Annotated in this window: 18 protein-coding genes; 8 read left to right on the forward strand and 10 right to left on the reverse strand. The window is 72.8% G+C overall.

The genetic code is table 11. The features are described 5' to 3' along the window. Nucleotides 1-90: 90 nt before the first annotated feature. Both IE212_RS28195 and IE212_RS28200 read right to left on the reverse strand, forming a co-directional pair. Nucleotides 91-2,163, reverse strand: a complete 2,073-nt coding sequence (locus IE212_RS28195; RefSeq protein WP_190200790.1) for a phage holin family protein — start codon at nt 2,161-2,163, stop codon at nt 91-93. Nucleotides 2,164-2,314: 151 nt separating this feature from the next. Continuing rightward, nucleotides 2,315-2,716 (reverse strand): hypothetical protein, encoded by a 402-nt coding sequence (locus tag IE212_RS28200; RefSeq protein WP_190200791.1) that lies wholly within the window; start codon nt 2,714-2,716, stop codon nt 2,315-2,317. A gap of 82 nt (nt 2,717-2,798) precedes the next feature. On the opposite strand from IE212_RS28200, the gene IE212_RS28205 reads away from it, so the two are divergent. After that, nucleotides 2,799-3,572: an MBL fold metallo-hydrolase gene (locus IE212_RS28205; protein WP_190200792.1), complete on the forward strand. Its 774-nt coding sequence runs from the start codon at nt 2,799-2,801 to the stop codon at nt 3,570-3,572. After that, the gene (locus IE212_RS28210; RefSeq protein WP_190200793.1) at nt 3,569-4,222 is read left to right on the forward strand and encodes a DedA family protein; all 654 of its coding nucleotides are present in this window, start codon (nt 3,569-3,571) and stop codon (nt 4,220-4,222) included. Before IE212_RS28205 ends, IE212_RS28210 begins: the two co-directional genes overlap by 4 nt. 84 nt (nt 4,223-4,306) lie before the next feature. On the opposite strand, the gene IE212_RS28215 is transcribed toward IE212_RS28210, so the two are convergent. The 4 genes from IE212_RS28215 to IE212_RS28230 form a co-directional block, all read right to left on the reverse strand. Next, nucleotides 4,307-5,359, reverse strand: coding sequence for an MBL fold metallo-hydrolase (locus IE212_RS28215; protein WP_190200794.1), 1,053 nt, complete (start codon nt 5,357-5,359; stop codon nt 4,307-4,309). Continuing rightward, on the reverse strand, nt 5,356-6,603 hold the full coding sequence (locus IE212_RS28220; protein WP_190200795.1) for an aminotransferase class I/II-fold pyridoxal phosphate-dependent enzyme: 1,248 nt from the start codon (nt 6,601-6,603) through the stop codon (nt 5,356-5,358). The genes IE212_RS28215 and IE212_RS28220 overlap by 4 nt, the downstream gene beginning before the upstream one ends. A gap of 242 nt (nt 6,604-6,845) precedes the next feature. After that, nucleotides 6,846-8,213 (reverse strand): hypothetical protein, encoded by a 1,368-nt coding sequence (locus IE212_RS35565; RefSeq protein WP_308430255.1) that lies wholly within the window; start codon nt 8,211-8,213, stop codon nt 6,846-6,848. A gap of 120 nt (nt 8,214-8,333) precedes the next feature. Beyond that, nucleotides 8,334-9,128: an RNA polymerase sigma factor SigF gene (locus IE212_RS28230; protein WP_190200796.1), complete on the reverse strand. Its 795-nt coding sequence runs from the start codon at nt 9,126-9,128 to the stop codon at nt 8,334-8,336. 242 nt (nt 9,129-9,370) lie between these two features. Here IE212_RS28230 and IE212_RS28235 point away from each other — a divergent pair, with 242 nt between their 5' ends. After that, complete coding sequence (locus IE212_RS28235; RefSeq protein ID WP_190200797.1) at nt 9,371-11,164, forward strand: thiamine pyrophosphate-requiring protein; 1,794 nt, start codon at nt 9,371-9,373, stop codon at nt 11,162-11,164. Here the strand turns inward: IE212_RS28235 and IE212_RS28240 are convergent. Next, nucleotides 11,118-11,303: a hypothetical protein gene (locus IE212_RS28240; protein ID WP_190200798.1), complete on the reverse strand. Its 186-nt coding sequence runs from the start codon at nt 11,301-11,303 to the stop codon at nt 11,118-11,120. The two genes, IE212_RS28235 and IE212_RS28240, sit on opposite strands and share 47 nt — an antisense overlap. 159 nt (nt 11,304-11,462) lie before the next feature. Between IE212_RS28240 and IE212_RS28245 the strand changes: the two genes are divergently transcribed. The 3 genes from IE212_RS28245 (at nt 11,463) to IE212_RS28255 (ending at nt 12,965) form a co-directional block, all read left to right on the forward strand. Continuing rightward, a complete protein-coding gene (locus IE212_RS28245; RefSeq protein ID WP_190200799.1) occupies nt 11,463-11,864 on the forward strand; it encodes a DUF2795 domain-containing protein in 402 nt (133 codons plus the stop codon). 85 nt (nt 11,865-11,949) lie between these two features. Continuing rightward, the gene (locus tag IE212_RS28250; RefSeq protein ID WP_190200800.1) at nt 11,950-12,375 is read left to right on the forward strand and encodes a CBS domain-containing protein; all 426 of its coding nucleotides are present in this window, start codon (nt 11,950-11,952) and stop codon (nt 12,373-12,375) included. 47 nt (nt 12,376-12,422) lie between these two features. After that, nucleotides 12,423-12,965, forward strand: coding sequence for a type 1 glutamine amidotransferase domain-containing protein (locus IE212_RS28255; protein ID WP_190200801.1), 543 nt, complete (start codon nt 12,423-12,425; stop codon nt 12,963-12,965). An 86-nt stretch (nt 12,966-13,051) separates the two neighbouring features. On the opposite strand, the gene IE212_RS28260 is transcribed toward IE212_RS28255, so the two are convergent. Then, the gene (locus tag IE212_RS28260; protein WP_190200802.1) at nt 13,052-13,339 is read right to left on the reverse strand and encodes a DUF6158 family protein; all 288 of its coding nucleotides are present in this window, start codon (nt 13,337-13,339) and stop codon (nt 13,052-13,054) included. Between the two features lie 64 nt (nt 13,340-13,403). Between IE212_RS28260 and IE212_RS28265 the strand changes: the two genes are divergently transcribed. Then, nucleotides 13,404-14,504: a baeRF2 domain-containing protein gene (locus IE212_RS28265; protein WP_190200803.1), complete on the forward strand. Its 1,101-nt coding sequence runs from the start codon at nt 13,404-13,406 to the stop codon at nt 14,502-14,504. Between the two features lie 123 nt (nt 14,505-14,627). On the opposite strand, the gene IE212_RS28270 is transcribed toward IE212_RS28265, so the two are convergent. Further along, nucleotides 14,628-16,247: an ABC-F family ATP-binding cassette domain-containing protein gene (locus tag IE212_RS28270; protein WP_190200804.1), complete on the reverse strand. Its 1,620-nt coding sequence runs from the start codon at nt 16,245-16,247 to the stop codon at nt 14,628-14,630. A gap of 62 nt (nt 16,248-16,309) precedes the next feature. Continuing rightward, nucleotides 16,310-17,221, reverse strand: coding sequence for a LysR family transcriptional regulator (locus IE212_RS28275; protein ID WP_190200805.1), 912 nt, complete (start codon nt 17,219-17,221; stop codon nt 16,310-16,312). A 161-nt stretch (nt 17,222-17,382) separates the two neighbouring features. Between IE212_RS28275 and IE212_RS28280 the strand changes: the two genes are divergently transcribed. After that, nucleotides 17,383-17,638, forward strand: a 256-nt coding sequence (locus tag IE212_RS28280; protein ID WP_268250802.1) for a lyase family protein, incomplete at its 3' end; no start/stop codon positions are given.

The following is a 17,638-nucleotide window of genomic DNA, read 5'->3' on the forward strand; positions in this document are numbered from 1 at the left end:
TCGGGCGGGTCCCGTCCCCATCCGATCACATTCCGGTTCGGCTCACTGGCAAGACCGGGCCTCTGGACGGTGAACGGCAGTCGGTCCGCGTCAGGCGGCGCGTTCCCCGGTGCTCTCGAGCGGCACCTGAGGGCCGTTCGACTCGCGCAGCCAGCGGCGCAGCACGCGGTGGACGTGTTCGGCGCCGGCGAGTTCCTCGCCTTCGCCGGCCGGCGCGGACAGGACGAGCGGCGACAGCAGGAAGGGTCTGCCCTGCTCGCCGCCGAGGCCGCCGTGGGAGCCGATCTGCTCCTCGAAGGCGAGCACTTCGCCGTCGGCGGGATCGTGGAAGGAGTTGACCATGATGTCGGCGGTGTGCGGGAAGGAGTGCGTGCGGCGTACCGCGTCGACGGCGCCCGGCCCGAACGGGGCGAGCGGCCCCGGGTCGTCGTCCAGGTCGGCCAGCGGGATCTCGGCGCCGTACGCGCCCAGGACGACCCCGCCGTGCTCGTCGCTGCGCACCAGCAGGAAGCCGATGCCGGGGTGGTTGGCGAGGGTCGGCAGCAGCGCCGGGTGGCGGGCGTCGATCTCCTCCTTGCTCATCCGGTGCGTGACGTCCGGGAAGGAGACCAGGCCGAGGTTGCCGGAGGCCAGCACGATCGGCTCCTCGCGGCGCTCGGGGCGGTGCTGCTCGCCGCTCTCCGCCACCGGGAACCGCAGCGCGGCGCGCACCGCGGCACGCGCCTCCGCCCCACTGCGGGTGCGCTCCGCCTTGCGCGGCACGTGCAGCCCGCAGCCGGCCCGCACCAGGTCGCCGAGGGTGAGGCCGTAGCGGGAGCGGAACGTCTCGCCGGGGCTCTGGCCGTGGTCGGACAGCACGACGATCCGGTAGGGACGCGGGGCGTGCTCGGCGACGTTCTCGATCAGGGCGAGCGAACGGTCCAGGCGTTCGAGGACCTTCTGCGCGTCGCGGCTCATCGGTCCGGAGTGGTGGGCCACCTCGTCGTAGGCCACCAGGTCGGCGTAGACGGCGGTGCGTCCGGCGAGCATGTCGCCCATGACGGAGGCGACGACGACGTCCCGCTCGACGACCGTCGCGAAGGCCCGGACGAAGGGATAAAGGCCGCCGCGGGAGACGCGCGGTCTCTGCTTGCTCAGGCGGGCCCGGGTGGACTGTCCGATCTCCCGGCCGGCCTCGGCGACGAAGGAGAGGGCGGTGCGCACGGCGTTGGCCGGGTCGGAGAAGTAGGCGAAGTAGCCCGCGCGGGAGCGGTTCTCCGGGCTGCGGCGGCGGGTGGCTATGGACAGCACCAGGGCCTGTTCCTCCGCGCCCCCGCTGAACAGGTTCCCGCGGCTGGCGCCGTCGATGGTGAGCAGACCGCCGTGCCCGGCGTGTGCGACGGCGCGGCGCTGGAGTTCGGCGGCGCTGGTCGGGCGGTTGCAGACCACCACCTCGCGGGTGTCCTTCTCGTACCAGCGGAACGCGGGGACGTCGTGGTTGCTGCCGTGCAGGATGCCGAGCTGGCTGGCTCCGGTCTGGCTGGACCAGTCGGTGCGCCAGGGGGTGAGCCGGTGGGTGGGGCGGCCACCGTCGCCCAGGTCGAGCCAGCGGGCGACGGTGGGCATCAGGCCCTTGCCGACGGCGTCCAGCAGGACGTCGTGGCCGACGCCGTCGAGTTGGACGAAGACCGTGCCGGGGGCGGCCGGGCTGGGCGGCCCGGATCTGCGGCGGCGGTCGGACAGCCGGTACAGCCGGCGGCGGTAGGCGTCGTCGTCGCGTACCGCCAGCGCGGCGCCGGTGGCGGACGCCACGGCGGACATCACCGCGGCGACCACCACGGCGGTCTCCGGCGCGGCGGCACCGCGCTCGGCCGGGTTGAGGTACAGGGCGAGCAGCAGCAGCGCGCCGTTGAGGAAGAACACCAGCAGTCCGAGCACGAGCGCCGGGACGAGCAGCAGGAGCCGGACGAGCAGCGGCCACACCACGGCCGACAGCAGGCCGAAGGCGCCGGCGCCGAAGGCGGCCGTGACGGCGATGTCGGTGGCGCTGTCGCCGTTCTCCGAGCGGAGCCGGAAGTCCGGCAGGATTCCGGCGAGGACGAGCATGGTGACGGTGGAGACCGCCCACACGGCGATGCTCCGCCCCACCTGACTGGCGAACCGTCGCCATCGCACGCCCCGCACGCCCCGCCACCTCACGTCCCTGGCCCGCCGCCGCGGGCCTGCCGCTCACAGTGTCTCAACGCCGGGGGAACGCCCTTTGTCCCTGCGCTCTTCCTCCGGCCCGAGGGCATTCCTTGTTTCCCGCGGCAGCCCGGGCAACCACGACGGGACGTCAGCGGCCGTCGTAACCGGCCGTCGGCATCGACAGCCGCCGGTGCACGCACGCCTTCATCGCCGCGTCGTACGCCGGTTCCGCGTGTCCCACCGTCTCGACCCGCACCCCGCGCCGGGCACACTCCGCGGTGAACTCCTCGACGGACGCGAGCGCGCTCTCCAGCACCCTCCGGCTGGGCGCCACGAACAGGTCGAGGCCGGGCCGGACGCCGTCCCACAGCACGCCGTGGTCGGGGCGCAGGGCCCGGACCAGTAACTCCCGGCTGACCACGTATCCCCGCTCGGCGGCCCAGCGGGCGCACATCGCGTGCTGGCTACGGGAGTCGACCAGGAACGGGTCCTCGTCCAGCTCCTCCAGCGGCGTCAGACTCGCGATCGCCGTGACCCGCACGGGCATCATGGCGTCCCCCTCACCTCCGGTTTCGCCGCCGACCCTACTCCTGCACGTAGGCTTCGGGGAGTCGCGCGAAGGAGGCAAAGAGGTGCCGGTGGAGATCACCTGGTGGGGTCACGCGACGTGCACGGTCGAGGACTCGAACGTACGGATACTCACCGACCCTCTGTTCGCGCGCCGGCTCGCGCACCTGCGCCGGCGGCGCGGGGCCGTGCCACCCCCGGCAGCCCGTCTCGCGGACGTGGCGCTGGTGTCGCATCTGCACGCCGACCACCTGCACGTGCCGTCGCTGATGCGGCTCGCTCCCGGCACCCGCCTGCTCGTGCCCCGGGGGGCGCGCCGGGCGGTACCCGGTCTGCGCCGGCTCACGCACCTGCGTATCGGCGAGATGGCGCCCGGGGACGAGACACCCGTCGGAGACATCGTCGTACGGGCGGTGCCCGCGCGGCACGACGGGCGCCGGCTGCCGCTCGGACCGCACCGCTCCCCCGCCCTCGGCTACGTCATAGCCGGCGAGGCCCGCACCTACTTCGCCGGGGACACGGGGCTGTTCGACGAGATGGCCAAGGAGGTCGGGCCGGTCGAGGTGGCGCTGCTGCCGGTGGGCGGCTGGGGACCGTACCTCGGCGAGGGGCACCTGGACGCCGGGCGGGCGGCACAGGCGCTGGAGCGGCTGGCGCCGTGCAGTGCGGTGCCGGTGCACTACGGCACGTACTGGCCGATCGGGATGGACGCCGTGCGCCCCCACGAGTTCCACGCGCCGGGTGACGAGTTCGTGCGCCTCGCGGCCAGGCGCGCGCCCGGCGTGGCCGTGCACCGGCTCGGGCACGGTCAGAGCGTGCGCGTGGAGGCCGGGAGATGAGCTGGACCGCGCCGATAGCGCAGGCCGGCGTGGCCCTGCTCGCCGCGTCGGCCGTCACCCCGGCGCCGATCCTGCCGGAGTCCACGCAGCAGGCGGTCGGGTATCCCATGCTCTTCCTGCTGGTGCTCGTCGGGGCGTTGCTGCCGGTGATCCCCACGGGCGCGCTGGTGAGTTCGGCGGCGGTGGTCGCCTTCCACCGGATGGCACCGTTCTCGCTGCTGTTGCTGTTCGTCACGGCGTCGCTCGCGGCGTTCCTCGGTGACGCGACGCTGTACTGGCTGGGGCGGCGTGGGCTGAGGTCCAGGAACGGGTCGCGCTGGCTGGAGCGGATCCGGGCACGGGCGCCGGAGGACCGGCTGGCGCAGGCGCAGGGGAAACTCGCGGCGCACGGTGTCGCCGTACTGGTGCTGTCCCGGCTGGTGCCGGCGGGGCGTATCCCCGTGATGCTGGCCTGCCTGCTGGCCGAGTGGCCGCTGCGGCGGTTCTCCCGGGGGAATCTGCCGGCCTGCCTGGCCTGGGCCGTGACGTATCAGCTGATCGGGATCCTCGGGGGGTCGTTGTTCGACGAGCCGTGGCAGGGTGTGGTGGCCGCGATCGGGCTGACCCTGGTGATCAGCGCGGTGCCGAGTGTGGTGCGGCGGGTGCGGTAGCGCCGTTGTCGTCCGCTGTTGTCTTCGGGGTGCGGGTTGTGTGTGGCTTGTCACGCAGTTCCCCGCGCCCCTCGGCTTGGTTCACTACAGCACCTTTGAAGCGCCCACCGGCATGTCCCAGAGGTTTTCCCGGGGCAGGCCCGCCTTGTCCCATGCCGCCCGCACCCGGGTGAGGGGTTCGAGGACCGGCTCCGCCGACAGGACGAACGTGGCCCAGTGCATGGGGGCCATCCTGGTCGCGCCCAGGTCCTGGACGGCCAGAACCGCCTCCTCCGGGTCGCAGTGGACGTCGCTGAGCCACCAGCGCGGGTCGTAGGCGCCGATGGGGAGGAGCGCGAGGTCGATGCCGGGATAGCGGCGCCCGATGCGGGAGAACCAGTGGCCGTAGCCGGTGTCGCCGGCGAAGTAGACGCGTTGGCCCTGCTGGTCCGTGAGGACCCAGCCGCCCCACAGGCTGCGGCAGGTGTCGGTGAGGGTGCGCTTGGACCAGTGGTGGGACGGGACGAAGTCGAAGCGGACGCCGTCGAGTTGGGCCGCCTCCCACCAGTCGAGCTCGGTGACGCGAGTGAAGCGGCGGCGGTGGAACCAGCGGGCCAGCCCGGCCGGGACGAACACGGGGGTGTCGCGCGGGAGTCTGCGCAGCGTGGGGGCGTCCAGGTGGTCGTAGTGGTTGTGGCTGATGACGACGGCGTCGACGCGCGGCAGCGCCTCCCAGGGGACGCCCACGGGTGTGATGCGGGCCGGGGTCCCGAGGATCCGGCGGGACCAGACCGGGTCGGTGAGGACGGTGAGACCGCCTATGCGGATCACCCAACTGGCGTGTCCCGCCCAGGTGACGGCGACCGTGCCGGCGTCGACGCGGGGCAGCGGGCCCGGCTCGTAGGGCAGCCGGGGAATGTCAACGAGGCCTTCCGGGCCCGGTCTCACGGCGCCTTCGCGGGCGAAGCGGGCCATGGCCTTCAGGCCCGGGAGGGGGGCGGTCAGCCGGTCGTGGAACGTACGGGGCCACACCCGGCGTTCGGCCAGCGGCCTCGGTTCGGCCAGCGGCGGGTACGGGGGTGCCAGGGGGGACGGAGGGGCCGGGTGGCCGGCTTCCTGCGTGGTGGTGGTCGTGGTCGACTCGGACTGCTGCGTCATCGCGGAGGCTCCCATCGCCGAGCGTCGTCGCGGAGATCGTCGAAGGCCGACTTCAGTTGGATCAACGCGTGCCGCACCTGCGGCAGTTCCAACGGTGTGGGTGAGGTGAGGCATTCCGCGCGTTCCGTGTCGGAGCCGTGCAACAGTGCGCCGGTGGACAGTCGCACGCGCGGGGCTTCGAGATCGTCGCCGAAGCGGTGGCCGCCCGGGGCCGGCAGGCCGATGCGGGCGGAGAGGAAGTCCTCGAGTTCCTGTGCGTCGCCGACGCCGTGCGCGCTGAGCGCGGGCCGCAGCGGGGTGAGGTCGACGTACAGGTGGCGCCCGGCCTGCGGGGGCCGCGCGAGGGCACCCGCGGTGACCACGGCGGAGTGCGCCTCGGCGGCCAGGCGTGCGTGCAGGCGTACGGCGGTGGCGACGCGCTCCCTGAGCGGTTCCGGCTCTCCCAGGGCGTAGGCGGCCGCCGCCGCGACGGGGGCGGCGACGCGGGCGTCGAGAGCCGTGAGGACGTCGAGCACGCGCGCGTGAAGACCTTCGGCGTCGTCGCCGGCCGGGAAGCGGGCCACGGCGGCCGGCCAGCCCGGCGGGAGCAGGGCACCGGCCAGGTCGGTGACGACGGTGACCCGGTCGGGCAGCATCTCGGCGGGGCTGAGCAGCACCGTGTCGTGCGGATCGTGCAGGGTGTCGCGCCAGGTCTCGTCGCTGATCAGGTGCAGGCCCTCACCCTGGGCGGCCTCGACGGTCTCGTGCAGGAGCTCGGGAGGGGCGACCCGGGCCGTGGGGTCGTCGGCGACGGACAGCACGAGCAGGCGCGGATCGCCGCCCTCGGCGCGGACCCGGCGCACGGTCTCCAGGAGGGCGTACGGGTCGGGTACCCCACCGCTCTCCGGCGGGGTCGGCACGTGGAAGGCGGGGCGCCCCAGCAGGCGGGCGTACGGCGCCCACCAGGCGGCGCACGGCCTGGGCACCAGGACGTCGCCGCCCAGGGCGGCGGTCAGCGCGAGCAGCAGGGCGGGGGCGCCGGGGCCGGCGGCCACGTGGCCGGGGGCACAGGGCAGGCCGCGCCGCTCCCAGTAGGCGCAGGCGGCCTCGCGCACGGCCGGGCCGCCGCCGACCGGCTCGTGATCACCGCGGGAGGCCGCGGCGGCGAGCACCGCGGACAGCTCCGGCAGTACGGGCAGTCCGTCCTCGGGGAGCGGCGGCCCGAACCGGACGGGGCCGTGGCCTTGCGGGTCCGTCCGCCGCATCCGTACCTCCGCAGTGCCAGGGCCAGGGCCAGTGCCTGGTGCCGCCTTGTGTCGCCTTCGGCGTGTGCGCCGTCCAATGCCCGTTCGTCCGTGCGGTGCGGCTCGTTTCCTCGGCTCCGGGTACCCAGGTCTCCGCCGTCCCATGGGCACCCCGCCGGGTCGTGACGGTCACAGCATGATCGGGCCGGGCCGGGGAAAGAGGGGCCGATCGGGGGCGGTGGCGCGTGTGGGGGGCGGGTGGGTCAGCGATACGGATCGCTCTCCCGGTTGCGCAGCCGGTGCGCGGCGGCTCCGAACGCGCCCGCGATCAGCAACCCGCCGGCGACCAGGGCGGGCACGGAGTCCCTGAAGGCGCCTCCGTCACCGGCCCGCACCCCGCGCCGCACGGCCGCTCCTCCGCAGTCGTCCTCGTGCTGCCACGACCCACCGGCCGCTTCACCGCCCAACTCGCCGGCAGCTTCATCGCTCAGCTCGCCGGCCGCCTCGCCACCCAGCTCGCCGGCCGCTTCCCCGCCCAGCGAGCCAGCCGCTTCACCGCCCGGTTCGCCGGCCGCTTCACCGCCCAGCGAGCCAGCTGCTTCATCAGCCGTTTCGCCGACCCCGCCAGCGCCCGACACACCGGCCCGGCCACCAGCCGCCTCGCCACCCAGCTCACCGGCCTCACCGGCGTCACCGGCCTCACCGCCCAGCTCACCAGCCACTTCCCCACCCGGTTCGCCAGCCGCTTCACCACCCGGTTCGCCGACCCCGCCAGCGCCCGACACACCGGCCCGGCCACCAGCCGCCTCGCCACCCAGCTCACCGGCCTCACCGGCCTCACCGGCCTCACCGCCCAGCTCACCAGCCACTTCCCCGCCCGGTTCGCCAGCCGCTTCATCGCCCAGCTCGCCGGCCGCCTCGCCACCCAGCTCGCCGTCCCCTTCCCCGCCCAGCGAGCCATCCGCTTCACCACCCGGTTCGCCGACCCCGCCAGCGCCCGACACACCGGCCCGGCCACCAGCCGCCTCGCCACCCAGCTCACCGGCCTCACCGCCCAGCTCACCAGCCACCTCCTCGCCCAGCTCGCCGGCCCCTTCGTCGCCCGGCTCTCCCGCCCAGCCGGTGGCCGGTTCGTGGTCCGGGTCGTCGGCCCGGCAGGGGTCGTGGGTGGGCGGGGTGGTGGGAGACGGCTTGTGCGACGGGCTGTGACCGCCTCCGCCGTCGGCCACCGTGAACGTCGCGCTCCACTCCTTGCCCTTACCGCCGGGAGCGGCGGGACAGGTGCCGTCGACGGTCCAGGCCGAGTCCTTGCCCGGGCCGGGGTCGCCCTTCAGGTCGTGGGCGATACGGGCGGTGCCGCGGTAGGCGGGCCCGGACACCTTGTCGTCGTTGCCGGTCACCCTGCGCAGCGGGACCGTGCCCTCGTCGAAGGCCTGCGAGGTCGCGTCGATGGTGTCGGGCGGATGCCCGCCGTCCGGATCACAGCTCACCGAGATGGTGAGTGTGCCTCCGGGCCCGACGGTGGCCGGGCTGACCTCGGCGGCGGGTTCGGCGGCGACGCCCGGCGCGAAGCTCAGCAGAGCCGAGCCGGCCAGGGCGGCGACGGACAGTGCGTGGAGGGTGCGGCACATGGCGCGAGCTCCTTCGGGCGACGGCAGGAATGCCCTTCTGCCATCACAGCCAGCCCGGCAGGTCAGCGCGCGCGACCGGCCCCCATTAGCGGGACAGCGCCCTCCGACCGGGTGAACGCGCTACGCGATGTCCCGCATGACCTGCTCCCGCACCCGCCCGCAGCACCGGCTGATCAGCCGCGACACATGCATCTGCGAGATCCCCAGCTCCTCGGCGATCCGGCTCTGCGTCATGTCCCCGAAGAACCGCATGTACAGAATCGCCCGCTCCCGCTCGGGCAGCGCCGCCAGCCGGGCCTTCACGGACTCGCGGTCGACGACCGTGTCCAGCGCCGGGTCCGGGGACCCCAGCGCGTCACTCAGGGAGTACCCGTCCTCGGCGCCGGGCAGCTCCGCGTCCAGGGACAGGGCGGTGAAGCTCTCCAGAGCTTCCAGGCCCGCCTTGACGTCCTCCTCGCTCATCCTCGCGTGCTCGGCGATCTCGGCGACCGTGGGCCGGCGGCCGGAGATGGTCTGGGACAGATCCCGGGAAGCCAGCCGGACGCGGTTGCGCAGGTCCTGGACCCGGCGGGGGACGTGCAGGGTCCACATGTGGTCGCGGAAGTGCCGCTTGATCTCACCCGTGACGGTGGGCACCGCGTAGCTCTCGAAGGCGTTGCCCAGCTCCGGGTCGTACCGGTCGACGGCCTTGACCAGGCCGAGGGCCGCCACCTGGCGCAGGTCCTCGAAGCTCTCGCCACGGCTGCGGAAGCGTCCGGCGAGACGGTCGGCCATGGGCAGCCAGGCCTCGACGATCTCGTCGCGGAGCGCGTCGCGCTCGGGCCCGGCGGGGAGGGCGGCGAGCCTGCGGAAGGCGTCGGCCGTGTCGGGGGCGTCGTCGTGGGGGTGCTGCTTCGCGCGTGTGTGAATCGGCATGATGCGTCACAATTCCCTTATAGGTGCCTTGTGTTGCCGGTCACCGTGGGAGCTCGGCCGCTGTGGGACAGGACCGCCGGTGGCGGCGCTTGACGCCGCTCCCTCACGGACGTGCCTCCTGTCCGAAGCACTGAGGGGCGCCTGCCCTCCGCCCCTGCCCGCAAACCCGCCCCAGGTTTTCCGCCGTCGCGCAGGGTGACTCGTACCGCTGGCCCCTTCCCCCTACGTCCGGGAGGTCGTACATGAGCACCAACGTCTCCGATTACGTCCTGCACAGGCTGCGCGAGTGGGGAGTGGAGCAGGTCTTCGGCTATCCGGGCGACGGCATCAACGGCCTGCTCGCCGCATGGGGCCGGGCCGAGAACGAGCCACGTTTCGTACAGTCGCGGCACGAGGAGATGTCCGCGTTCCAGGCGGTCGGCTACGCCAAGTTCAGCGGCCGTCTCGGGGTGTGCGCCGCGACGTCGGGGCCGGGCGCGATCCATCTGCTGAACGGCCTGTACGACGCCAAACTGGACCATGTGCCGGTACTGGCGATCGTCGGCCAGACGCACCGCACCGCGATGGGCGGCTCCTACCAGCAGGAAGTGGATCTGCACACGCTGTTCAAGGATGTCGCCTCCGATTTCGTGGAGACGGTGACGGTGCCGGAGCAGCTGCCGAACGTGCTGGACCGGGCGATCCGCACCGCGTACGCGCGGCGCTGCCCGACCGCGATCATCATCCCGGGTGATGTGCAGGAGCTCGACTACTCGCCGCCGACGCACGAGTTCAAGATGGTCCCCTCGAGTCTGGACCGCAGCTCGTGGACGGCGGTGCCCTCCGAGGACTCGGTGCGGCGGGCCGCCGAGATCCTCAACTCCGGTGACAAGGTGGCGATTCTGGTCGGCCAGGGCGCGGCCGGCGCGCGGGCCGAGGTCGAGCGGATCGCCGAGCTGCTCGGCGCGGGCGTCGCCAAGGCGCTGCTCGGCAAGGACGTCATCAGCGACGAACTGCCGTACGTCACCGGATCGATCGGCCTGCTGGGCACGCGACCGTCGTACGAGCTGATGCGTGACTGCGACACCTTGCTGACCATCGGCTCGTCGTTCCCGTACTCCCAGTTCCTGCCGGAGTTCGGCAAGGCGCGGGGTGTGCAGATCGACATCGACCCGCACATGGTCGGGATGCGCTACCCGTACGAGGTGAACCTGGTCGGTGACGCGAAGGCCACCCTGGAACGGCTGATCCCGCTGATCGAGGGCGGACGCGGGCGCGAGTGGTACGACACGGTGTGCGCGAACGTGACGCTGTGGCGTGACGTGATGGAGCGCCGGGCGGGGCTCGACGCCGATCCGATCAACCCGGAGTACGTGGCCCGCGCGCTGGACCCGCTGCTGCCGGACAACGCGATCGTCACCTCCGACTCCGGTTCGACGGCGAACTGGTACGCCCGGCACCTCACCATGCGGCCGGGCATGCGCGGTTCGCTCTCCGGGACGCTGGCGACGATGGGCTGCGGGGTGCCGTACGTCATCGGCGCCAAGTTCGCGCACCCGGACCGGCCGGCGATCGCGCTGGTCGGCGACGGGGCGATGCAGATGAACGGGATGGCGGAGCTGATCACGGCGGCGAAGTACCGGCATCTGTGGGAGGACCCGCGACTGGTGGTCGCGGTGTGGAACAACCACGATCTGAATCAGGTCACATGGGAGATGCGTGCCATGGAGGGCGCACCGTCGTTCCTGCCCTCGCAGGAGCTGCCCGACGTGCAGTACGCGGCGTTCGCCCGTTCGCTGGGGCTGACCGGCATCCGGGTGGAGAAGCCCGAGGACGTCGAGGCGGCCTGGCGTGCCGCGCTGGCGGCGGACGGTCCCGCGGTGGTCGAGTTCCTGACCGATCCGGCTGTCCCACCGATCCCGCCGCACGCCACCTGGGACCAGATGGAGGCGACCGCCGCGTCGATCCTGAAGGGTGACGCGGACCGGGCATCGGTGGTCAAGCAGGGCTTCAAGGCGAAGGTGCAGGAGTTCCTGCCGGGGCGGGAGAAGAAGTAGCCGCGGCGGGGGCGGGAGGCACGCCGGCCGGTTCGCTCCGGTCGGCGTCGTCCTGCGGCAGCAGCAGTTCCTCGTAACGGCCCAGCACCAGCACCACTCCGAGCATGAGCAGCGGGATGAGCACAGCGAACAGCGCCATGACGTGTCCTTCCCCAGGAATGTGTGGGGGGGTGCGATCCGGGTCTCCCGGAGGCGGTGGCGCAAACCAGCGCGGCGCGCGGCGATCCGGTGGGCGCAGCCCGTGTCGGCTTCCGGTGTACGGGTACGCGGTGCGGACCCCGAAGGTCTGGAGGGAGACATGCAGCGAGGCAGCGACCGGCTGAACGTCCACCGGGACGACGAGATGAAGCACGAACTGCAGGGTCTGCTCAGGTCCGGGCACCCCACCCGCAGTGAGGAGTGGCACGACCCGGAGCCGGCTGCCGAGGACGACCCCGAGGTCGCGTACGGGCCGGTGACGCCGAGCCGTGCCCCGACGTCCCTGGAGTCGGTGCGGCTGGAACTGGCCAGGATCCTGGGCCGCAGGGCGTTCCCCGCGAACGCGCGGGAGCTGGTCCGCGAGTTGCGCGAACACCAGGCGCCCGACGCCCTCGTCGAGGACCTGGAGCGGCTGCCGCACAAGGAGCGCTACGGCAACGTCCAGGAGCTGGCCCAGGCCCTGGTCCGGGCCCGGGAGACCGGGCCGGAGGAGTACGCGTAAGGGCCGCGCGGGGGTCTCGCGGCCGCACCACGCCGGTGCGGCCGCGACCCCCTGCCGGCGCTGGTCACGGACGGAGGCAGTCCCCGTGAAGGCCGAGTTGGTGAAGGACGTGATGACCCCGGGTGTGGTCGCCGTGCGCCCGGACGCCTCGCTCGTCGAGGCGGCGCTGTTGATGCGCACGCAGAACATCGGCGACGTGGTGGTGGCCGACGGGCAGGACGTGATCGGGGTGCTCACCGACCGTGACATCACGATTCGGGCGGTCGCCGACGGCACCGACCCGATGACCGTGAGCGCGCGGACCGTGTGCACGCAGGATCCGGTGACGGTGGCGCCCGACGACCGGGTGGCGACCGCGGTGGCGTTGATGCGTGAGCACGCGGTGCGCCGGCTGCCGGTGGTGGAGAACGGGCTGCCGGTCGGGATCGTGACCCTCGGTGATGTGGCCGAGGCCGAGGATCCCGCGTCGGCGCTCGCCGACATCAGCCGGGCCGAACCGGACGCCGGGTGACCCCCGTCGCCGACTACGAAGAGCAACAGGAAAGGACGTCGAACATCATGCGTATCGCGTTTCTGGTCGCACCCGAGGGCGTGGAGCAGGTCGAGCTGACCGATCCGTGGCAGGCCGCGAAGGACGCCGGTCACGAACCGGTGCTGGTGTCGACGCGGCAGGGGGAGATCCAGGCCTTCAACCACCTGGACAAGGCGGACACCTTCCCCGTCGACCAGGTGGTGGGCGAGGCCTCTCCGGGCTCGTTCGGGGCCCTGGTACTGCCGGGCGGCGTGGCCAACCCGGACTTCCTTCGCATGGACGACAAGGCCGTGGCGTTCGTCCGGGACTTCTTCGAGCAGGGCCGTCCGGTGGCCGCGATCTGCCACGCGCCGTGGACGCTGGTCGAGGCGGACGTCGTACGGGGCCGGGTGCTGACCTCGTGGCCGAGTCTGCGGACGGACATCCGCAACGCGGGCGGCACCTGGGTCGACGAGCAGGTGAAGGTCTGCGACCACGGGGCCAACAAGCTGGTCACCAGCCGCAAGCCGGACGATCTGAAGGCGTTCTGCGAGACCTTCCTGGAGGTCTTCGCCCAGGAGGCCGCCTGACGCAGGCGTTCCGGCCGGAGGATCCCGTACACGCCGTTGACCAGGGCGTCCGCCTCGACGCCCTGGTCGCCGGTGAGCTGAGGGGCTCAGGTGCCGGGGGTGCCGGGAGTCGCCGACTCCCCGCTTCCCCGCTCCCGGGCCCCTTCGCGTGTGCGGCCCGCGGCCACCCGGCGGTCCGGGTTGCGGCGCAGGTACTCGCCCTCGAGTTGCGCCATGCGCTCGTTGTGGGTCCGCAGCGCGTCGTTCGAGCCGTAGAGCAGTGTGTCGTGGCGTGTGCGGTGGATGGTCTCCAGCTCCTTCATGAGCTGCTGGTCGTCCAGCCGGTCCGGGTCCACTCCGGTCATGGTGTCGCCCCGCTCGTCGTGTTCGTTCATGCGGTCCGGGTACCCGCCCCGGAAACAACTGAGCACTACCCCCGAGCGGCATCCGGGAGGACCGATGGATCTCGCCTTTCTGCACCCCCTGTACGAACACCCGGGCCCCTGGGCCTCCGTGTACGTCGACACTTCCCGGCACACGGAGGACACCCCGCACGAGCGGCAGCTGACGGCTCAGGCGATGGCCCGGGACCTCGCCGCGCAGGGCGCGGACGAGGCGACGTGCCGAGCCGTACAGAGCGCGATCGAGAATCTGGCGCACTCCTCCGAACCACACGGCCGGGCCCTGTTCGCCCGCGCCGGCGAGGTGGTCCTCGACCCGCCGCTGTCCCGTCCCCCGCGGGGCGGCGACTGGGCCGAATGGGCTCCGCTGCCGCGGGTCACGCCCCTGCTGGAGCTGGCCGGCGAGGACCCGGTGTGCGTGGTGGCCTACGTCGACCGCAAGGGCGCGGACTTCGAGCTGCGCAGCGGACTCGGCAGCGAGGACGCCGGGAGCGTCACCGGGCGCCAGTGGCCGGTGCACCGTACGAGTTCCGTGGACTGGTCCGAGCGGCACTTCCAGCTGCGGGTGGAGAACACCTGGGAGCACAACGCCGCGGAGATCGCCGACGCGCTCGCCGTGTGCCAGGAGGAGACCAACGCCGACCTGCTGATTCTCGTCGGCGACGACCGTGAGCGGCGGTCCGTGCACGAGCGGCTGCCCAAGCGGTTGCACGACCTGGTCGTCGAGGCGCCGCACGGCACCGGCAGCCGGCTCCTCGACGAGGACGTGGAACGGGCTCGCGCCGAACACGTGGCGCGGCGGGCCGAGGCGGAGCTGGACCGGTTCAGGGCCGCCCGGACCCCGGACGGCGAGGGCCGCGCCGGGGCCGTGGAGGGCGTGCCGGCGCTGATCGACGCGGCGCGTGAGCACCGTATCGACGAGCTGCTGATCAGGCTGGACGGGCCCGACGCGCACCGCGAGGTGTGGATCGGCGAGGATCCGGACCAGGTCGCTGTGCGGCGTACGGACCTGAAGATCCTGGGTGAGCAAAACTCGTGGCCCGCCCGGGCGGACGACGCGCTGATCCGCTCCGCGGTGGCCACGGACGCGCCCGCGCTGGCGGTTTCCCAGGAGGAGGTGCCGGTGGGGGGCCTTGGCGCGCTGCTGCGGTGGAAGTGAGCGGGGTTTTGTGCGCCCAGGCGCCGTAGGGGTGCCTCACACGTCGCGTGTGCGGGTGCATTGTGGCTGGTCGCGCAGTTCCCCGCGCCCCTGAGGGGGCCGCGCCCCTGAGGCGCGGCCCCCTCAGCGCGTTCGTTCCACTCTGCGTTCGTCCCAGACCGGGTCCGGGGTCTCCCGGACCCGGCCGTCGCTGCCGAAGACGAGGTAGCGGTCGAAGGAGCGGGCGAACCAGCGGTCGTGGGTGACCGCGAGGACCGTGCCCTCGAATGACTCCAGGCCCTCCTGGAGCGCCTCGGCTGACTCCAGGTCCAGGTTGTCGGTCGGCTCGTCGAGCAGCAGGGCCGTCGCGCCCTCCAGCTCCAGGAGGAGGATCTGGAAACGGGCCTGCTGGCCGCCGGACAGGCGCTCGAACGTCTGCTCGGCCTGGTTCGTCAGTTCGTAGCGGCGCAACCGGGACATGGCGGCGCCGCGGTCCTGCGCGTGTTCCTTCCACAGGATGTCGAGGAGCGTGCGGCCCTGGAGCTCCGGGTGGGCGTGGGTCTGCGCGAAGTGCCCGGGTACGACCCGGGCCCCCAGCTTCCAGTGACCGGTGTGCGCCACGTCGTCACCGGCGAGCAGACGCAGGAAGTGTGACTTCCCGGACCCGTTGGAGCCGAGGACGGCGACGCGTTCGCCGTAGAAGACCTCCAGCGAGAACGGCTTCATCAGGCCCGTGAGCTCGAGGTTCTCGCAGGTGACGGCCCGCACTCCGGTACGGCCGCCCTTGAGGCGCATCCTGATGTCCTGCTCGCGCGGCGGCTCCGGCGGCGGCCCCGCCTCCTCGAACTTGCGCAACCGGGTCTGGGCCGCCCGGTAGCGCGAGGCCATGTCGGGGCTGTTCTCCGCCGCCTGACGCAGGGTCAGCACCAGCTTCCTCAGCTGCGCGTGCTTCTCGTCCCAGCGTTTGCGCAACTCCTCGAAGCGGGCGAAGCGCTGGCTCCGGGCCTCGTGGTACGTCGCGAATCCGCCGCCGTGCACCCAGGCGTCGGCGCCCGCGGGTGAGGGCTCGACGGAGACGATCTTCTCGGCGGCACGTGCGAGGAGTTCACGGTCGTGGGAGACGAAGAGGACCGTCTTGCGGGTCTCCTTCAGCCGTTCCTCCAGCCAGCGCTTGCCGGGCACGTCCAGGTAGTTGTCGGGTTCGTCGAGGAGGAGCACCTCGTCGGTGCCGCGCAGCAGCGCCTCCAGCACCAGCCGTTTCTGCTCGCCGCGGGACAGCGTGCGCACCTGCCGCCACTGCGCCTTGTCGTACGGCACGCCGAGCGCGGCCGTGGTGCACATGTCCCACAGCGTCTCGGCCTCGTAGCCGCGGGCCTCGGCCCAGTCGGCGAGGGCCTGGGCGTACGCCAGCTGGGCGGCCTCGTCGTCGACGGTCATGATGGCGTGCTCGGCGGCGTCGACGGCCTTCGCGGCCTCGCGGACGCGGGTCGGGGCCACCGAAACGAGCAGGTCCCGTACGGTCGTCTCGTCGCGCACGGATCCGACGAACTGCCGCATCACGCCGAGTCCGCCGCCGACGGTGACGGATCCGCCGTGCGGCCTCAGCTCACCGGCGAGCAGCCGGAGCAGGGTGGTCTTGCCCGCGCCGTTGGGTCCCACGAGGGCGACGACGGCCCCCTCCCCCACCCGGAACGACACATCACCCAGCAGTGCCCTTCCGTCAGGCAGGTGGTACTCCAGGTGCGCGGCTTCGAGATGACCCATGGGGCACGATTCTGTGGGCGGCGGGGAGCTGCGGCAAACCCATTTCCCGGTCCGGCTCCGGGTCAGTCGAGGAGCGTGGCGGCCTGGTCGCGCAAAGCGCGCAGGGTCAGCTTCAGCAGCGGGTGGCCCTCGCTGCCGCTCCGTACGGCGGTGAACACCCGCCGGGTCGGCCGACCGCCGCGCACCGGGCGGATCACGGCGCCCTTGAAGGCTATGCCGTGCAAGGCGGAACGGGGGACGAGCGCCACGCCGGCACCGGCGGCGACGAGTGCGCACACCGCCCGTGAGTCATCGGCCAGGCACTCCGGGCGGGGTTCGAAGCGCGCCTCCTCGCACGCTCGCAGGACGACGTCGTGCACCGGGTTGCCCGGCCAGGGCGTGACCCACGGATCCTCGCGCAGCTCGTCCAGGGCGACGTCCGGGGCGCCGGCCAGGGGGTGGCCGGAGGGCAGGACGACGTCGAACGGTTCCGCGTACAGCGGGCGGCGCAGCAACTGGTCCCCGTCCTGGCCCGGGGTGTCCCGGTCGTCCACCCCCAGGGCGATGTCGACCGCTCCGTCGATGAGCAGCCGACGGCTCGCGTGTCCTTCGGCGTCCTTGACCCGGATCCGCACCTGTGGGGCGCGCTCCCGCAGCCCGGCCACCGCGGGGGCCACCACCTCGGTGATGGCGCTCGCGAACGCGGCGATGGCCACCTCGCCGGCCAGACCCTCCGAGCAGGCGGCCATGTCGGCCTCCGCCTGTTCCAGCTGCGCGGCGATCCTGGTGGCGTGGGCGGCCAGGACCGCGCCGGTGGGCGTCAGCCGGACGGTCCGTCCCCGCCGCTCCAGGAGCCGGTGCCCGACCTCCGTCTCCAGCGCGGACAGCTGCTGGGAGGCCGCCGAGGGCGAGAGGTAGAGAGCCTGGGCGGCCGCGGTGACGGTGCCGTGCTCCGCCAGCGCTTTCAGCACCCGGAGTCTGCGAGGGTCGATCACGAGAGCAGTAGACCAGCGTGCGCCGTCGCTGTGAAGTGGAGCTTCACAGGCAATCCGCGAAATTGCCGATGGACTTAACAAGGGCCGCACCGCAGAGTTGTCTCCGGCTCCCTCATCTCCGCCCGCATCCCCCTGCTCCAGCGAAGGACTTTGTTGTGCCCATGACCGATCAGTGCCGCCGTGAACACGACCTCCTCGGCGACCGTGACGTGCCGGCCGAGGCGTACTGGGGCATCCACACGGCGCGTGCCGTGGAGAACTTCCCGATCACCGGCACCGCGATCTCCGCGTACCCGCACCTCGTCGACGCCCTGGCCGCCGTGAAGGAGGCCGCCGCGCTCGCCAACGAGGAACTCGGCCTGCTGGACGCGAAGAAGGCCGCCGCCATCGCCGCCGCCTGCCGGGAGATCCGGGACG

Origin of the sequence: Streptomyces djakartensis (assembly GCF_014651075.1) — a bacterium.
GTDB classification, from domain to species: domain Bacteria; phylum Actinomycetota; class Actinomycetes; order Streptomycetales; family Streptomycetaceae; genus Streptomyces; species Streptomyces djakartensis.